Below are 14,571 nucleotides of genomic sequence, written 5' to 3'. Positions count from 1 at the left end.
AAAATAATCGAACAAATTTATTATTCATTTGCTTCTGGTAAACTTAAATTTTTGAAATATTTTTAATAATAAAATTGTAATATGACATATTTACTTGTGTATTGAGTTTTTTGTTGATATTTTTGCCTATTCTTTATGCACGCGCGACATTAAATGATCTCCCTCTTGACTCCGGAGGCATTGTCCGGAATCTATGGGAACAAATAGAGAACAAATGGGTTGGTTGAAATGCCCGTGCACCGTGCCGCTCCCGTCAGGACAGGTATGGGCAGGCCGGACAGGGGCCTGTCTCATCCGTCAACCAAACCCGGCAAGATTGCCGAGCTGCGCCGCCGTATCGCGGGTCTCGAGGGCCGCCTCCCCTTTGAAACGCAGCTTGGTCCGGCCCTTGCCCCCGCCGCCTCCGGGCAGGGGCCGGACACATCCCCCAAGGCTCCGGCAAAAAAAACGGAACCGGGGCTCGGGGTGCTGGAAAACCTGATGCGCGGGGCCGTTTTTTCAAAACCGGCGCTGCATGAAGTGGTCAGTGCCCAGAGCCGGAATTCGGGTGCCTTGACCGGGTTTGCCATGGGGGTGATCGCCCGGTTGATGAAAAACCGGTCAGGAAGTGTCCTGTGGTGTCTTGATCCGCAGGTTGGCCGGGAGGCTGGGCAGCCTTATGGACCCGGTCTGATGCGCTTCGGGATTGATCCGTCGCGGCTCATTCTGGTGCGTCCGCGCCGGGCGGAAGAGCTCTTGTGGGCGATGGAAGAGGGCGCTCGCTGTCCGGCACTTGCGGCGGTCGTGGGCGAAGTGCAGGGCGCCTTGAAGCTTTTGGACCTGACGGCGACACGCCGGTTGATGCTGCGTGCACAGGCGGGTGGGGTGCCGGTGTTTCTGGTCCGCCATGGCGTTGTGGGGGAACCGACGGCCGCAGCCACGCGCTGGTGTGTGGCGCCTCATGTTTCCGCCGTGCCACCCTTGTCCCCGCAAGGGCCGCATGACGGGCTCGGACAGCCGGTCTGGGTCGTCGATTTGAACCGGAACCGGACTGGCCGGGAAGGCCGTCTCACTGTGGAGTGGACATATGCAGCAAGAGAATTTGCCGCACCAGCGCGTTCTCTCCCTCTGGTTCCCGGAGCTGGCCTGCGACCGGATTCTGCGTCCCTTGCGCCGGGCCGCGCCCTCTCGGGCAAGGGGAGCTGAACCGCCTTTTGCGGTCACTGCGAAAATGCGCAAGGCGCAGCGTCTGACCGGTATCAATGCAACGGCACGGGCCCTGGGCATCCGGCTGGGCGAACCTCTCGCCGATGTCAGGGCACGGGTACCGCACTTGCTTGTCGAGGAGGCCGATCCTGAGCTGGATCTGGGGCTGCTGGCGCTGATTGCCGACTGGTGTGACCGCTATACCCCGCTTGTGGCGCTGGACGGCACGGATGGCCTGTTTCTGGACATGACCGGCTGTGCGCATCTGTTCGGCGGCGAGGAGGCGATGCTTGCCGATGTTCTGACCCGGTTGCAGGGGCAGGGCTTTGCGGTGTGCGGTGCAATTGCCGGTACGCCTGGCGCTGCCTGGGCGGTGGCCCGTTTTGGAGACGGGGGCTGCGTTCCCGAAGGCGGTCTCGAGGATGCGCTTCGGGCTTTGCCTCTGCCGGCTCTCCGGCTGGCAGAGGAGACGGTCGAGGCGCTTGGCACTGTCGGGCTCAAGACCATTGGTGACATCTTGCAGCGCCCCCGGGCCCCTTTGGCGCGCCGGTATGGTGCGGAGCTGATCCTGAGACTGGATCAGGCCCTGGGGCATCAGGGCGAGCCGGTTTCGCCCCGGTTTGTCATGCCTGTTGTCATGGCCGAGCGGCGCTTTTTCGAACCGATTGCCCGGATTGAGGATGTCCGCGCCGTTGCCCTGTCCCTTGGCCAGCAGGTCTGCGAGGCTCTGGAGCGCCGGGTTGAAGGCGGACGGGCCTTCGAGCTGGCGCTGTTTCGTGTTGATGGTGCTGTCCAGAAGATGATTGTCGGCACCAGCAGGCCCTTGCGTTTGCCCAAACGGATTCTGGCGCTGTTTTCGGAAAAACTGAAAGCGGATGAAAGTGTTCTTGATGCGGGGTTCGGATATGATCTGGTGCGCCTGTCCGTTCTGGAGGCACAGGCCGACGCCCCGGACCAGCTCAGCCTGTCGGGGCGGGGGCAGACAGAAACAGATGCTGATCTCGCCGGTCTGATCGACCGTTTGGGGGCCCGGTTGGGGCTTGCCCGGGTCGGGCGGCTTTTGCCGGTTGACCGGCATGTCCCGGAAAGCCAGTGCGCTTTGGTGCCAGCTGCCACTGTGCGTGAAGATGCGCTTTCCTGGGTCGGGCTGGCTGGCAATGACCTGGGATTGGGGCCTGGTTTGGCGGAAGGGCCGGAGCAGGGCTTCGACAGCGAAGACCCCACTTGGCAGGATTTGCCCCTGGAGCGTCCCTTGCGCCTGATCAACCCGGCCGAACCGGTCGAGACCGTTGCCATGGTGCCGGACGGGCCACCCTTGCGGTTCCGCTGGCGCCGGGTGCTTTACAAGGTTGTGCGCTCCGAGGGGCCGGAACGGATTGCGCCGCCCTGGTGGGTGGGGGCTGCCGACGCGTCCGCTGATGGGGCAGCGGCAACCCGCGACTATTTCAGGATCGAGGATGAGGACGGACGCCGGTTCTGGCTTTACAGGGAAGGGCTTTATGCGCAAGAGACCCGCGAACCGCGCTGGTTCCTGCAAGGGGTGTTCGCATGACCGGCATGCCGCGCTTCTCAGACCGCGGGTTTTCCGGGCCGCAGTTCGCAGAACTTTGCGCGGCGAGCAATTTCTCTTTTCTCCATGGTGCGTCCCACCCGGAAGAGCTGGTGATGGCAGCCGGAAAAACCGGCCTGTCCGGACTGTCCCTGTGTGACCGGAATTCGGTGGCGGGTGTCGTGCGTGCCCATATGGCGGCCAAGGAAGCCGAATTGCGGTTTTATCCGGGATGCCGCCTGGTGTTTCTCGACGAGACGCCGGACCTGCTCGTCTGGCCGCAGGACCGGGACGCTTACGGGCGGCTGACCCGGCTCCTGACCCTCGGCAACCGCCGGGCCGAAAAGGGGGCGTGCCATCTGGTCTTCAGCGATCTGGAGGTCTTGCAGGGCGGTTCGCCCATGGCCTTGGTTCTGCCGGATGGCTTGCCGGGTCCGGATCGTCTCGTTTCCGTCCTGAACAGGCTCACGAACCGGTTTGGCAAGGCCGTCCGGCTGGCCTGCGCCCTGCATCGCGGCGCTTTTGACCGGCGCCGTCTGGGCTGGGCACAAGAGATTGCAAACCGGGCGGGTGTGCCGCTTCTGGCCATAAACGATGTGCTTTACCACGCAAGGGAGCGGCGGCCCTTGCAGGATGTGGTGAGCTGCATCCGGCTGCATGAAACTCTGGAAACGGCGGGCCGGCGGCTGGAGGCCAATGCGGAACGGCATCTGAAGGCGGCGGAGGAGATGGCGGACCTCTTCCGCGCCGCACCCGGGGCCTTGTCCGAGAGCCTGAAAATCATGGATGAGCTCGCGTTCTCCCTGGACCAGCTCCGCTATGACTATCCGGAGGAACCCTGCGGCCAAAGCGCGACACCTCAAGACGAGTTGGAGCGCCTTGCTGAGGAGGGAGCGAACACGCGCTACCCGGACGGAGTTCCCAAGAAGGTGCGCCTCGCGATTTCCTATGAGCTCGCCCTCGTGCGCGAGCTGGAGTATGCGCCCTATTTCCTGACGGTGCATGATGTGGTGCGCTTTGCCCGCAGCCGCGGCATTCTCTGCCAGGGCCGCGGATCGGCGGCCAATTCGGTGGTCTGTTTCTGTCTCGGGATCACCGAGGTCGACCCGGAACGTGCGGATTTGCTGTTCGAACGGTTCATTTCCCCCGAACGCCGGGAGCCGCCGGATATCGATGTCGACTTCGAGCACGAGCGGCGTGAGGAGGTGATCCAGTATATCTACGAAAAATATGGCCGCGAACGCGCCGGGCTGGCGGCGACCGTGATCACCTACCGCAGCCGCTCGGCCCTGCGCGAGGTGGGCAAGGTGTTCGGCCTTTCAGAAGATGCCATCGGGGCACTGGCCGGCATGGTCTGGGGGCGGGGCGGGTCCGGCACTGATGCCTCCCAGGTGCGAGAAGCCGGCATGGCCCCGTCCGATCCGCGGCTTGCGCAAGTGCTGGAACTGGCACGGCAACTGATCGGCTTTCCCCGGCATCTCTCCCAGCATGTCGGCGGCTTCGTGATCACCCGGAGCCGTCTTGACGAGGTCGTTCCGATTCAGAATGCCGCAATGGAAGACCGGACGGTCATCGAGTGGGACAAGGACGATCTGGATTCACTCGGCATCCTGAAGATCGACATTCTGGCCTTGGGCATGCTGACGGCGATCCGCAAGGCGCTCGATATGCTGAGGCGGGATTACGGGCAGGCCTATTCAATCTCTTCGATCCCGCCGGAAGAGGGGGCTGTTTATGACATGTTGTGCCGGGCCGATTCCGTCGGCGTGTTTCAGGTGGAAAGCCGGGCCCAGATGACCATGCTGCCGCGTCTGCGGCCAAAGGCCTTCTACGATCTGGTGATCGAGGTTGCGATTGTCCGGCCCGGCCCGATCCAGGGCGATATGGTGCATCCCTATCTGCGGCGGCGCCAGCAACTGGAGCAGGTGACCTATCCGAGCAAGGAACTGGAGGCGGTTCTCGGCAAGACGCTGGGCGTACCCCTGTTTCAGGAACAGGCGATGAAGATCGCCATTGTCGCAGCCGGGTTTACACCGGCCGAGGCCGATCGCCTGCGCCGGGCGATGGCCACCTTCCGGCGGGTCGGCACCATCGGTACCTTCCAGACCAAGATGATCGAAGGCATGGCGAAAAACGGCTATGACCGGGCGTTCGCCGAGCGGTGTTTCCGCCAGATCGAGGGGTTTGGCGAATACGGTTTTCCGGAAAGCCATGCGGCGAGCTTTGCCCTTCTGGTCTATGCCTCCTCCTGGATCAAGGCGCGCTACCCGGACGTGTTCTGCGCAGCCCTTTTGAATTCACAGCCCATGGGCTTTTATGCCCCCGCCCAGCTGGTGCGGGACGCCCGCGAGCACGGCGTCGATGTGCGTGAGGCCGATGTCAATCTGTCAGGCTGGGACGCGACCCTGGAGCCGGGTGTGCCTGCAAAAGATCACCTGCATCCCCGTCACAAGGAGATGTGGGATGTCATCCGGTCCGAGCGGGCCGTCCGGCTTGGATTGCGGATGGTCAAGGGTGTCAAGGAGGCTGATATGGAGCAGCTGATTGCAAAACGGGGGGCAGGCTATGATTCGGTCCGCGATGTCTGGTTGCGCAGCGGGCTTGGGCGGTCCGTGATCATGAAGCTTGCGGAAGCCGACACGTTCCGCTCGCTCGGACTGGACCGGAGAGCGGCGATCTGGGCAGCGCAAGGGCTTGAGGCCGGCCGGGACAAGGATCGCCTGCCCTTGTTTGACGCTGTTTCCAGTGCGGACTTGAGGCCCGAGCCGGATGCGGGATTGCCGCCCATGCCGCCGGGGGCGCATGTGGTTGCCGACTACCGCAGCCTGAGCCTGTCGCTCAAGGCGCATCCGGTTGCCTTCGTGCGCCCGAAGTTGACCGCGCAGCGCGTTGTGCCCTGTCAGGATCTGGAGCGTTGGCCATCCGGCCGCTTTCTGACGGTGGCCGGTCTCGTGCTGGTGCGGCAACGGCCGGGCTCGGCCAAGGGCGTGATCTTCATGACCTTGGAAGATGAGGCAGGCATTGCCAACGTGATCGTCTGGCCGAAGGTGTTTGAAAAATACCGCCCGCTTGTGCTGGGTGCACGGTTCTTGAAGGTGCGCGGACGGCTGCAATCTGAAAGCGGGGTCATTCACGTGGTGGCTGACAGTGTCGAGGATGTCACCCCGATGATGGCCGATATTTCCGGCATGGATCTGAAGGATGCGGGCCTTGCCCGAGCCGATGAGGTCAAGCGCCCGGTGATCGAACTGTCTGAAAAGATTAAGCCGGCAAGCCGCCTGAAACAGCTTGTCGACGAGGTGCCGGAGCTCCGTGAAGACATTGCACGCCACAGACCGCGCGCCACTCCGCCCGAAATGCTCAAGGCGCTGCCGGGCGGAAGAAATTTTCATTAGGCCGTCAAACGAAAGCACTTTAACCGGCAATCAGGATGCTTTCGCTGAGCCTTGCTCACCGGATGGCGGTGTCCTTCTGCCAAGCAGCCGATCACTCAGATTCTGGATCCAGACAAACAGGACCGGGATCATCAAAAGGCCCAAGGTGCTGTCAATGATCATGCCGAAGAAAACTGGATAGCCGATCGAAATACGTCCCGCCGCGCCGGCACCGCTTGAAAGCAACAGCGGCACCACACCGAATATGAAACACAGCCCGGTCATGGTTACCGGCCTGAAACGGATATGAGCCGCTTTTACGGCCGCCTCATACGGAGTGTAGCCAGCTTCATGATAGTTTTTGGCAAACTCCACCACCATGATGGCTTTTTTCGCAGCCAACCCGATCAGAAGCACAATGCCGATCTGTACATAAATGTCGTTGCTCAGGCCCGGCACAAACTGGAGCGGGATCAGGGCACCGAATATGGCAAATACGGTCGATGCCATCACTGAAATCGGAAGGATCCAGCTTTCGTAGAGCGCAACCATGAAGAGATAGGCAAACACCACCGCCAAAACCAGGATCAAGGTGACAAGGCCCGAAGCCAGGACTTCCTGCAAAGTGATGCCGGTCCAGGCATAACCGTAGCCTTTCGGCAAGTTGGCCTCGGCAACTTCAATGAACTTTTGAATGGCTTCTCCCGAACTGACCCCGGGATTGAACTGTGCGGTCACATCAGCTGATGTGTACAGATTGAACCGGTAGATGATTTCGGCCCCAAGTGTGGGGCTAACAGTGATGAATGTCCGCAGCGGCAGAGAGTCTCCGTCACTGTTATTGACATAGACACCATCAATATCCGAGATTTTTTGCCTGTATTCGGGTTCTGTTGATATGACCACCCAGTAAACGCGGTCATCCTTCACGAAATTGTTCACGTAGACCGAGCTGAATGTTGCTTCCAGGGCAACGATTATATCGTAAACTGAAACTTCAAGCGCCTCCGCCCGGTCCCGGTCTATCTCAACGAAATACTGCGGAGCATTGGCCGAAAAGCCGCTGAAGGCCGATTCAAATTCGGGTTCTTTCCGCAAGGCGGCCACAAACGCATTCTTGACTGCATCAAAATCCGTGATTGATCCGTTCTCTTCGTCCAGCAACTCACCTGTCAGCCCACCTGCGGACCCAATCCCGGGAATGGAGGGTAACGGGAAGACAAAAGACGTCGCATCTGGCATCGCCGCGAGCTTGACATTCAAAGACTGCATGATGGCTCGCCACTGTGTGTCGGGGGTTGTGCGTTCTCCCCACGGGTCAAGCAGCAGGATGACCATGCCGACATTTGATCGTGCGTAGGCCAGGATGCTGTAACCCGCGATGGTCGTGACAGCAGAGACACCTTTGTGATCGCGAATTTCCGCGTCGATCTTGGCCAGAACAGCTTCCGTCCGCTGTAGGGACGCTCCTTCCGGCAATTCCACATTGACGAAAAGGATGCCGTTGTCTTCCTGCGGAATGAAGCCGGTCGGAGTTGTCTTGAAGAGGTATACCGCTCCAACAAGGACTGCTGCAAACAGCACTACAGAAATGATGGGCACCCGAAGGAGGAGCTTTACGCAGGCGACGTATAAATCCCTGACCTTGTCCACGCCGCTGGGGATTGCTTTCAAGATCCCCTTCGGCCGTCCGCTTCCCCGGGAGAGCAATTTCGAACACAGAACCGGGCTGAGGGTCAGCGCATTGACCGCGGACAGCAGAAAAGCAACCGTGATGGTCAGGGCGAATTGGAGATAGAGTTCCCCAGTGATCCCCGGGAAAAAGCAGACCGGAACAAAGACGGCTGCCAGTACGAAGGTTGTCGCAATGATCGGCCTGGTTACCTGTGTCATTGCCTTGAGCGTCGCCTCGCGTGCGTCGAGGTCTTCCTCTTCCATGATGCGTTCGGTGTTTTCAATGATGACAATCGCATCATCGACCACCAGGGTGATGGCCAGAACAAACGCAAAAAGCGTGATCATGTTGGCGCTGAAGCCGATCAGGTAAATCAGGGCCAGCGTGCCCAGAAGCGAAACAGGGATGGCAATTGCCGGAATGATCGTCGCCCGCCAGCTCAACAGGAAAAAAAACGTGACGCTGATCACCAGAACAGAGGTGAGGAGAAGGGTTTCGAATATCTCCCTTATCGAGACCCTGACGGCCGTTGTCACGTCATAGGCAAAGACATACTCAAGATCTTCAGGAAATTGCTTCGCGAGGTCCACCATTCTATCTCGAACGGCGTCGGCCACCTGGATTGCATTGGCGTTCGATTCTTCGAAAATGGCAAAGATCGCGGAGGGCTTGCCGTTGTAGCTGGAACTGATGTTGTAGTCTTCGGAGGCCAACTCGACGCGGGCAACGTCTTTCAAGCGGACGTAAGACCCGTCCGTTTCCGCCGAGAGGATTATATTTTCAAAATCTTCGGCAGTTTCCAGAAGCCCATTGGTTTCCAGTGTGAACTGGAAATCTGTCTGCAAGTTTCCGAAGGGGGGCGCGCCGACATAGCCAGGTGCAGCTTCAATATTCTGTGCCTCGATTGCTGTCGCGACATCGGATGCATCAAGGTTCAGTGCCGCCATCTTTTCCGGGTTAAGCCAAACCCGCATGCTGTAATCGAGCGGACCAAACTGGCTGACATCCCCCACCCCGCTGATACGGCTCAGGGGGTCCTGAACGACATTCGTCGCATAGTTGCTCAGGAAAAGCTGGTCATGGGTATTGTTGGGCGAAATCAGGTTGATGACTTGCAGCATATTGCTGCTTCGGCGTTGTGTTTCGATGCCCAGAAGGGTCACTGCATCCGGCAAATCCGGCTCTGCAAGTGCGACCCGGTTTTCAACCTGGACTTCCGCTATATCCGGATCGGTTCCGATATTGAAGATAATCGAAAGCGTGTAGACGCCCTCGCTTGAGGAGATGGACGACATGTAGATCATGTTGTCCACGCCGTTGACTTGCTCCTCGATCGGCGAGGCCACCACCTTCTGGATCAGGCTGGCACTCGCACCGGGATAATAGGCTATGACCTGGATCTGAGGCGGAGTGATATCGGGAAACTGGGCAATCGGGACGAGGCGGCTGGCAATGGCGCCGACCAGAACTGTGATGATTGCAATGACCAGGGCAAAGTTGGGCCGGTCGATGAAAAACCTTGGAAGCATGCGACGGGCCCCGGATCAGGATTGTATTTCGGTTGGAGCGACTTTCATGCCCTCGTGAATTTTCTGAAGTCCCTGAACAACAACCCGGTCCCCGGCTTTCAGGCCGGATTTCACCGCCCAGTCCCGTCCGATCTGATTGCCCAGGGTCACGTCCTTTCTCTCCACCTCGTCATTCTGGTTCAGCACAAAAACAAAATGTCCCTTTGCGTCGAGCTGGATCGCGGTTTGTCCGATGACAAGCTCTTCCTTGGCATCCGGATTGTTGAATGTGACTGTGACGACCTGTTCCGGGATCAGCAGAGCATCCTTGTTTTCAAATGTAGCCCGCATCTGGATCGTGTCGGTGGTCGATTCGATCTCGTTGCCCACATAGTTGATCTTGCCCAACGATCCGTAGTCGGATCCGTCGGACAGGGTCAGCTTCACTTCAAGGAGAGAGGAGTTTTCGCCGATAAGGCCCTGCTGGCGTTTCTCCAGCAGGTCTCGTTCGCTGATGTAAAAACTCACATAGATGGGGTCGATGCTGACGATCGTGGCAAGTGTGCCGCTGTCGCTATCCACCAGATTGCCGACATTCACCGCGGTGACGGAGATGCGCCCGTCGATCGGGCTTGAGACGGTGGTGTAGGACAAATTGATCTGGGCAGTCTGAACGTCAGCCTCTGCCTCGCCGACCGCCGCATTGTCTGCACCAAGTGTTGCGACTGCAGAATCGTAGGTGGACTGAGATATGTCATTGGAAGCCAGCAGGGCTTTTTGCCGCTCGACGTCAAGCTGTGCTTCCAGCGCGGTCGCCTTGGCCCCCTCCAGCTCGGCTTGCGCATCCTTGAGGCTGGCTTCATAGGTGCCTTTTTCGATCTGGTAGAGGACCTGCCCCTTCTTGACCAGATCCCCTTCAATAAAATTCCGCTGCTCCAGAAAGCCTTCAACGCGTGCCACTATATCAATCGTACTGATCGCCTCGACACGGCCGACATATTTGTCGGTCAGCTCAGCCTTCATTGTTGTTGCCTTTTCCACCACCACTGCTGGCAGGGGTTGTTGGGTCTGGCCAGAGACAGATGTCGAAACACCGAGGACGATCACAAACGGACAAGCGAAGGGAAGCAGGCGCATGACGAGGGTACTTCTCCCGAAAAAAGACCGGGCCATACCCTTGCACTCGATTCACGCGGGGTCAATTCACTGCATGAACGCCAAGTGAATTTGTTTTCATTCGTCGAGCGCTACCTCTCAGGAGGTCAGCGCCCATAATCGCTCGGAAGCTATCGATTTTCGTGTTGGTACATGCCACCCAAAAGGGGGGCTTCGAACCTGGTAGGCGCCGTGGATTCGATGCCACTTAAGCGGTCCTTGGACTTCTCTGGTCCCGGCCCCTACCTTCCCGAACGCTGACAGTAGTCTGGCTTAAGTTTCTGCACTGCAGGCCATCAGAAGGTCACCGCTCGGGCATCGCCTCGACATAGTACCAGCGGCCGGCCTTCTTCCGGAACCGGCTGAGCTCCCGGTGCAGCTGGAGTTGGCCATTTGCCAGATACTTCGCCTCAAACAGAACCGTCCCGTCCCGGTCCCCCGGACCGCCCTTGTCCGTTGCCAGGACAGTGAGCCCGGTCCAATGGTTTTGTTCCGCCCAGTGCGCGGTTGCTTCGAAGTCAAATCCCGGCTGGTATTTGGGCCAAAGCGTTTTCTTCAGATAAGCAATCTTCTGCAAGACATAGGCTGCATACCGTGATCGCATCAGCGATTCAGCGGTTGGGGCAGCCGCTCCTTCCAGGTAGGGGCCGCAGCACTGCAAGAGTTCTTTTCCTGAGCCGCAAGGGCATGATGTTCCGGTCATTTTACTTTTTCAGCCTGTGTCCTGTTTGGGTCTCCCTACCATCGGAAGCAGCATTGGAATAGGTTTGGGGGAGGACCAAATCCAAGGAGGGGCCGTGCTTCGCATTGCGACCTACAATCTGGAATCTTTCGGCGGCACGCGCCTTGACGCGGATCTGCTTCAACCCCGGATAAAGGCGCTCAGGCCGCGTTTGCAGGATCTGGAGGCTGACATCCTGTGCCTGCAAGAGGTCAATGCCCAGAAGCCTCAAGGTGCAACAGTGCGTGATTTTTCGGCACTTGAGATGTTGCTCAAGGAGACTTGTTATGCCGATTATCATATGGCCTACAGCACCCGTGAAGAAGCGCCGGTGCCCGGCGACCGGCACAATCTGGTTCTGTTGTCCCGATTTCCGGTCAGTGCTTGCCGGGCGCTGTACCAGGAGCACATGGAAGCCCCGTTCTGGCAGCCGGGCCATGCCGATCCGCCGCAAGAAGCGCCGGAACCGGTGCGGTTTGAACGTCCGCTTTTGCAAGCCCAAATCGACCTGGGTGCGAAAGGGACACTCCATGTTTTTGGCGTTCATTTGCGTGCACCAATTGCTGCTCCCATTCCCGGGGGCAAACTGTCGGCGCAGCGATGGAAAAGCGTGCCCAGCTGGGCGGAAGGATATTTTTTGTCCGCGGTGAAAAGGGCCGCTCAAGCCCTCGACCTTCGGTTGGCTGTGGACCGGGTGCTGGATGCCAATCCCGATGCGTTTGTATTGGCCGCAGGTGACTTCAATGCCACAAGTGATGCGAGTGCGTTGCGGCTTGTCCGGGCCGACTGCCAAGAAACCGGCAATCCGGACCTTGAAGACCGGCAGCTTTTTCAGATTGATGCGCTTTTGCCGCAAAAGGAGCGTGCCACCATCCTGCACGGTGGCCGTGGACGGACATTCGATCACATCCTTGTCAGTCAGGCCCTCAAGGCACGTTTCTCAAAGGTGGAGATTTTCAATTCCGACCTGGCTGACGAGTTGTTTGACGCTGGAACGGATGCCGAAAACGCCTCTTTTCATGCTGCAGTCTGTGCCGAATTCGCTCTGTGAACGTCCTAATTTGACGGCAGGCTGTCAATGTATTCGGTGATGTCGGCAATTTCGCGAATGGTCAGGTTCATGTCAGGCATGACGGGGTGAGGATCTGCCAGGAAAGTCGACAGGGTTTCCCGGGTCCATTCTTCATTGATCGAGATTTCGTAGAAACTTGGCAGGGTGGCATCGCTTGCGACCTGCTGATCTTCGGAAACCAGATGGCACGAAGCACACCATTGCAAGGCAATTCTTTTCCCCTGCCAGGCATCTGCCTGTGACAAGGCAATGGTCCCCAGACTGGGACCAAAGAAGAAAAGGAACGCAATAGGCGTGGAAATCCACTTTGTCACGGCAGGCTCTCCTTCTTTAATCGGCAATCATGCCGCGAGGCTAGGACATTCAGGGCGGCCTTGCGACCGGATGTCTACGTACCGAGACGCACGGTGACGGCGCTATTGTCAAAAATCTTCATTGCGCTCAAAGTCCGTGATTGAAATGACTTTTGGGGTTCTGGGAAGGTGTTCATGAAAAACATGGGTTTCCATCGCGCTTCGCGTGGTCTTCTGGCTGTTTGCCTGCTGTTTCTTGTCGATGTCCAACCTGTTTCGGCCCAGCAGGCCGCAATCATTTCGGGGCAGGACCGCTTTCATCCGGTGCTGGCCCAAAACGGCATGGTGGCCAGCCAGGAGGCTCTGGCGACGCAGGCGGGTGTGGACATCCTGCAAAGAGGTGGCAATGCGGTCGACGCAGCCATTGCAACAGGCTTTGCGCTCGCCGTTACCTTGCCCCGCGCGGGGAACCTCGGTGGTGGCGGCTTCATGATGATCCATATGGCGGATCGGGATGAAACCGTTGCTCTGGATTACCGGGAAAAGGCCCCGGCGGCCGCAACAGAGGATATGTTTCTCGGTGAAGACGGCGAACCGGATAAGACCAAGTCGCGTTTCTCCGGGCTGGCGATTGGTGTTCCTGGAACCGTTTCAGGATTTGAAGCTGCCTACCAGAAATATGGAAGCGGAGACCTGAGCTGGGCCGAGCTGGTCGCGCCAGCGATCCGGCTGGCTGATCAGGGCATTGCAGTCACCCATGACCTTTCCGGATCCTTGTTGTCGCGCGTGGACCGCTTGACCAGAGACCCGGCAACCGCAGCCGTTTTTTATAAGGGTGGCCTGATCCCCTATCTTCCCGGTGAAACGCTGAAACAGGAGGATCTTGCCAATACGCTCCGCGCTATCGCGGACCGGGGCGCGGCCGGATTTTATGAGGGGGACGTTGCCGGCAAAATCGTGGCAACCGTCCAGTCTGCCGGAGGAGGCATGACGCTGCAGGATATGGCCGCTTATAAACCGGTCTGGCGGGAGCCGGTCACGGGGACTTATCGCGGATACGAAATCGCCTCCATGCCGCCACCGTCTTCCGGCGGGGTCCATATCGTTCAGATGCTGAATATGCTGGAGCAGCATCCGGTCGGGGAAATGGGGCACAACTCTGCAAAGACCATCCATTTGATGGCGGAGGTCATGAAACGGGCCTACGCGGACAGGTCCGAATATCTCGGCGATCCGGATTTTGTTGATGTGCCGGTCGGGGGACTGACGGATCGCGACTATGCAAGTGACCTTCTTGCAGGGATATCTTTTGAAGAGGCAACGCCTTCGAGCAGCTTGAAGCCCGGCAATCCAATACCTTACGAAAGCAATGAAACCACGCACTATTCCGTTGTCGACAAGGACGGCAATGCGGTGTCGAACACCTATACGCTGAACTTCTCTTACGGCGTTGGCGTGATGGCGAAGGGAACCGGGGTGCTTTTGAACAATGAACTTGACGATTTTTCCGCGAAAGCCGGCGTGCCGAATGCTTATGGCCTGATCGGCGGGGCGGCCAATGCGGTAGCTGGTGACAAGAGACCACTGTCATCCATGAGCCCGACACTGGTGTTCAGCGATGACGATTTTTTTCTGGCAACAGGGTCCCCGGGAGGTAGCCGGATCATCACAACCACACTGCAGGTCATCATGAATGTGGTCGATCATGGCATGAACATCGCGGAGGCAAGTGCCGCGCCGCGCATTCATCACCAGTGGGTTCCCGATGAGATCCGGATTGAACAGGGGCTTTCGCCGGATACGGTCGCGCTTCTGGAGGGCAAGGGCCATGATGTTGCGGTCAAGAATGTAATGGGATCGACCCAATCGATCATGCGCGTGTCCGGACAACTGGCCGGTGCGTCGGATCCGCGCCGGGCCGGCGCGCTGACGATGGGATACTGACATGTTGCGTCAGAATGCGTGAATAAAACAAAAAAGGATCCGGTCCGTCAGGACAGGATCCTTTGAAATCTGGAGCGGGCGATGGGATTCGAACC

9 protein-coding genes are annotated in these 14,571 nt (G+C 58.7%); 5 read left to right on the top strand and 4 right to left on the bottom strand.

Going from position 1 to position 14,571, the window contains the following annotated elements; genetic code table 11:
* Positions 1-228: 228 nt before the first annotated feature.
* Genes E1297_RS18985 through E1297_RS18975 form a run of 3 tightly spaced genes read left to right on the top strand, consistent with a single transcriptional unit; the run spans position 229 to position 6,129 of the window.
* Entirely contained in the window at positions 229-1,185 is a 957-nt protein-coding gene (locus E1297_RS18985; protein WP_155141126.1) for an ImuA family protein, read from the top strand.
* Complete coding sequence (locus E1297_RS18980; RefSeq protein ID WP_155141124.1) at positions 1,067-2,737, top strand: DNA polymerase Y family protein; 1,671 nt, start codon at positions 1,067-1,069, stop codon at positions 2,735-2,737. The genes E1297_RS18985 and E1297_RS18980 overlap by 119 nt, the downstream gene beginning before the upstream one ends.
* The gene (locus E1297_RS18975) at positions 2,734-6,129 is read left to right on the top strand and encodes an error-prone DNA polymerase (RefSeq protein WP_209015861.1); all 3,396 of its coding nucleotides are present in this window, start codon (positions 2,734-2,736) and stop codon (positions 6,127-6,129) included. Before E1297_RS18980 ends, E1297_RS18975 begins: the two co-directional genes overlap by 4 nt.
* Positions 6,130-6,159: 30 nt before the next feature.
* On the opposite strand, the gene E1297_RS18970 is transcribed toward E1297_RS18975, so the two are convergent.
* The 3 genes from E1297_RS18970 to E1297_RS18960 form a co-directional block, all read right to left on the bottom strand.
* Entirely contained in the window at positions 6,160-9,312 is a 3,153-nt protein-coding gene (locus E1297_RS18970; RefSeq protein ID WP_155141122.1) for an efflux RND transporter permease subunit, read from the bottom strand.
* A gap of 15 nt (positions 9,313-9,327) precedes the next feature.
* A complete protein-coding gene (locus E1297_RS18965) occupies positions 9,328-10,428 on the bottom strand; it encodes an efflux RND transporter periplasmic adaptor subunit (protein WP_196223359.1) in 1,101 nt (366 codons plus the stop codon).
* A 322-nt stretch (positions 10,429-10,750) separates the two neighbouring features.
* On the bottom strand, positions 10,751-11,107 hold the full coding sequence (locus tag E1297_RS18960; protein WP_256372738.1) for a YchJ family protein: 357 nt from the start codon (positions 11,105-11,107) through the stop codon (positions 10,751-10,753).
* Positions 11,108-11,243: 136 nt separating this feature from the next.
* Here E1297_RS18960 and E1297_RS18955 point away from each other — a divergent pair, with 136 nt between their 5' ends.
* Positions 11,244-12,218, top strand: coding sequence for an endonuclease/exonuclease/phosphatase family protein (locus E1297_RS18955; RefSeq protein ID WP_209015859.1), 975 nt, complete (start codon positions 11,244-11,246; stop codon positions 12,216-12,218).
* Positions 12,219-12,223: 5 nt separating this feature from the next.
* On the opposite strand, the gene E1297_RS18950 is transcribed toward E1297_RS18955, so the two are convergent.
* Entirely contained in the window at positions 12,224-12,553 is a 330-nt protein-coding gene (locus E1297_RS18950; protein WP_209015858.1) for a cytochrome c, read from the bottom strand.
* Positions 12,554-12,727: 174 nt separating this feature from the next.
* Here E1297_RS18950 and ggt point away from each other — a divergent pair, with 174 nt between their 5' ends.
* The gene (ggt, locus tag E1297_RS18945) at positions 12,728-14,476 is read left to right on the top strand and encodes a gamma-glutamyltransferase (protein WP_155141115.1); all 1,749 of its coding nucleotides are present in this window, start codon (positions 12,728-12,730) and stop codon (positions 14,474-14,476) included.
* Positions 14,477-14,571 lie beyond the last annotated feature (95 nt).

The sequence above is a fragment of the Roseibium sp. RKSG952 genome, from assembly GCF_009711355.1.
Note: the sequence above shows the minus strand (reverse complement) of the source record. Positions and strands in the feature narration are given on the sequence as shown.

Bases quoted from the DNA above. Each gene is read 5' to 3' on its own strand.
- E1297_RS18980 (WP_155141124.1), top strand. From the start codon at position 1,067: ATGCAGCAAGAGAATTTGCCGCACCAGCGCGTTCTCTCCCTCTGGTTC.
- E1297_RS18970 (WP_155141122.1), bottom strand. From the start codon at position 9,312: ATGCTTCCAAGGTTTTTCATCGACCGGCCCAACTTTGCCCTGGTCATT.
- E1297_RS18965 (WP_196223359.1), bottom strand. From the start codon at position 10,428: ATGCGCCTGCTTCCCTTCGCTTGTCCGTTTGTGATCGTCCTCGGTGTT.
- E1297_RS18975 (WP_209015861.1), top strand. From the start codon at position 2,734: ATGACCGGCATGCCGCGCTTCTCAGACCGCGGGTTTTCCGGGCCGCAG.
- E1297_RS18985 (WP_155141126.1), top strand. From the start codon at position 229: ATGCCCGTGCACCGTGCCGCTCCCGTCAGGACAGGTATGGGCAGGCCG.
- ggt (WP_155141115.1), top strand. From the start codon at position 12,728: ATGAAAAACATGGGTTTCCATCGCGCTTCGCGTGGTCTTCTGGCTGTT.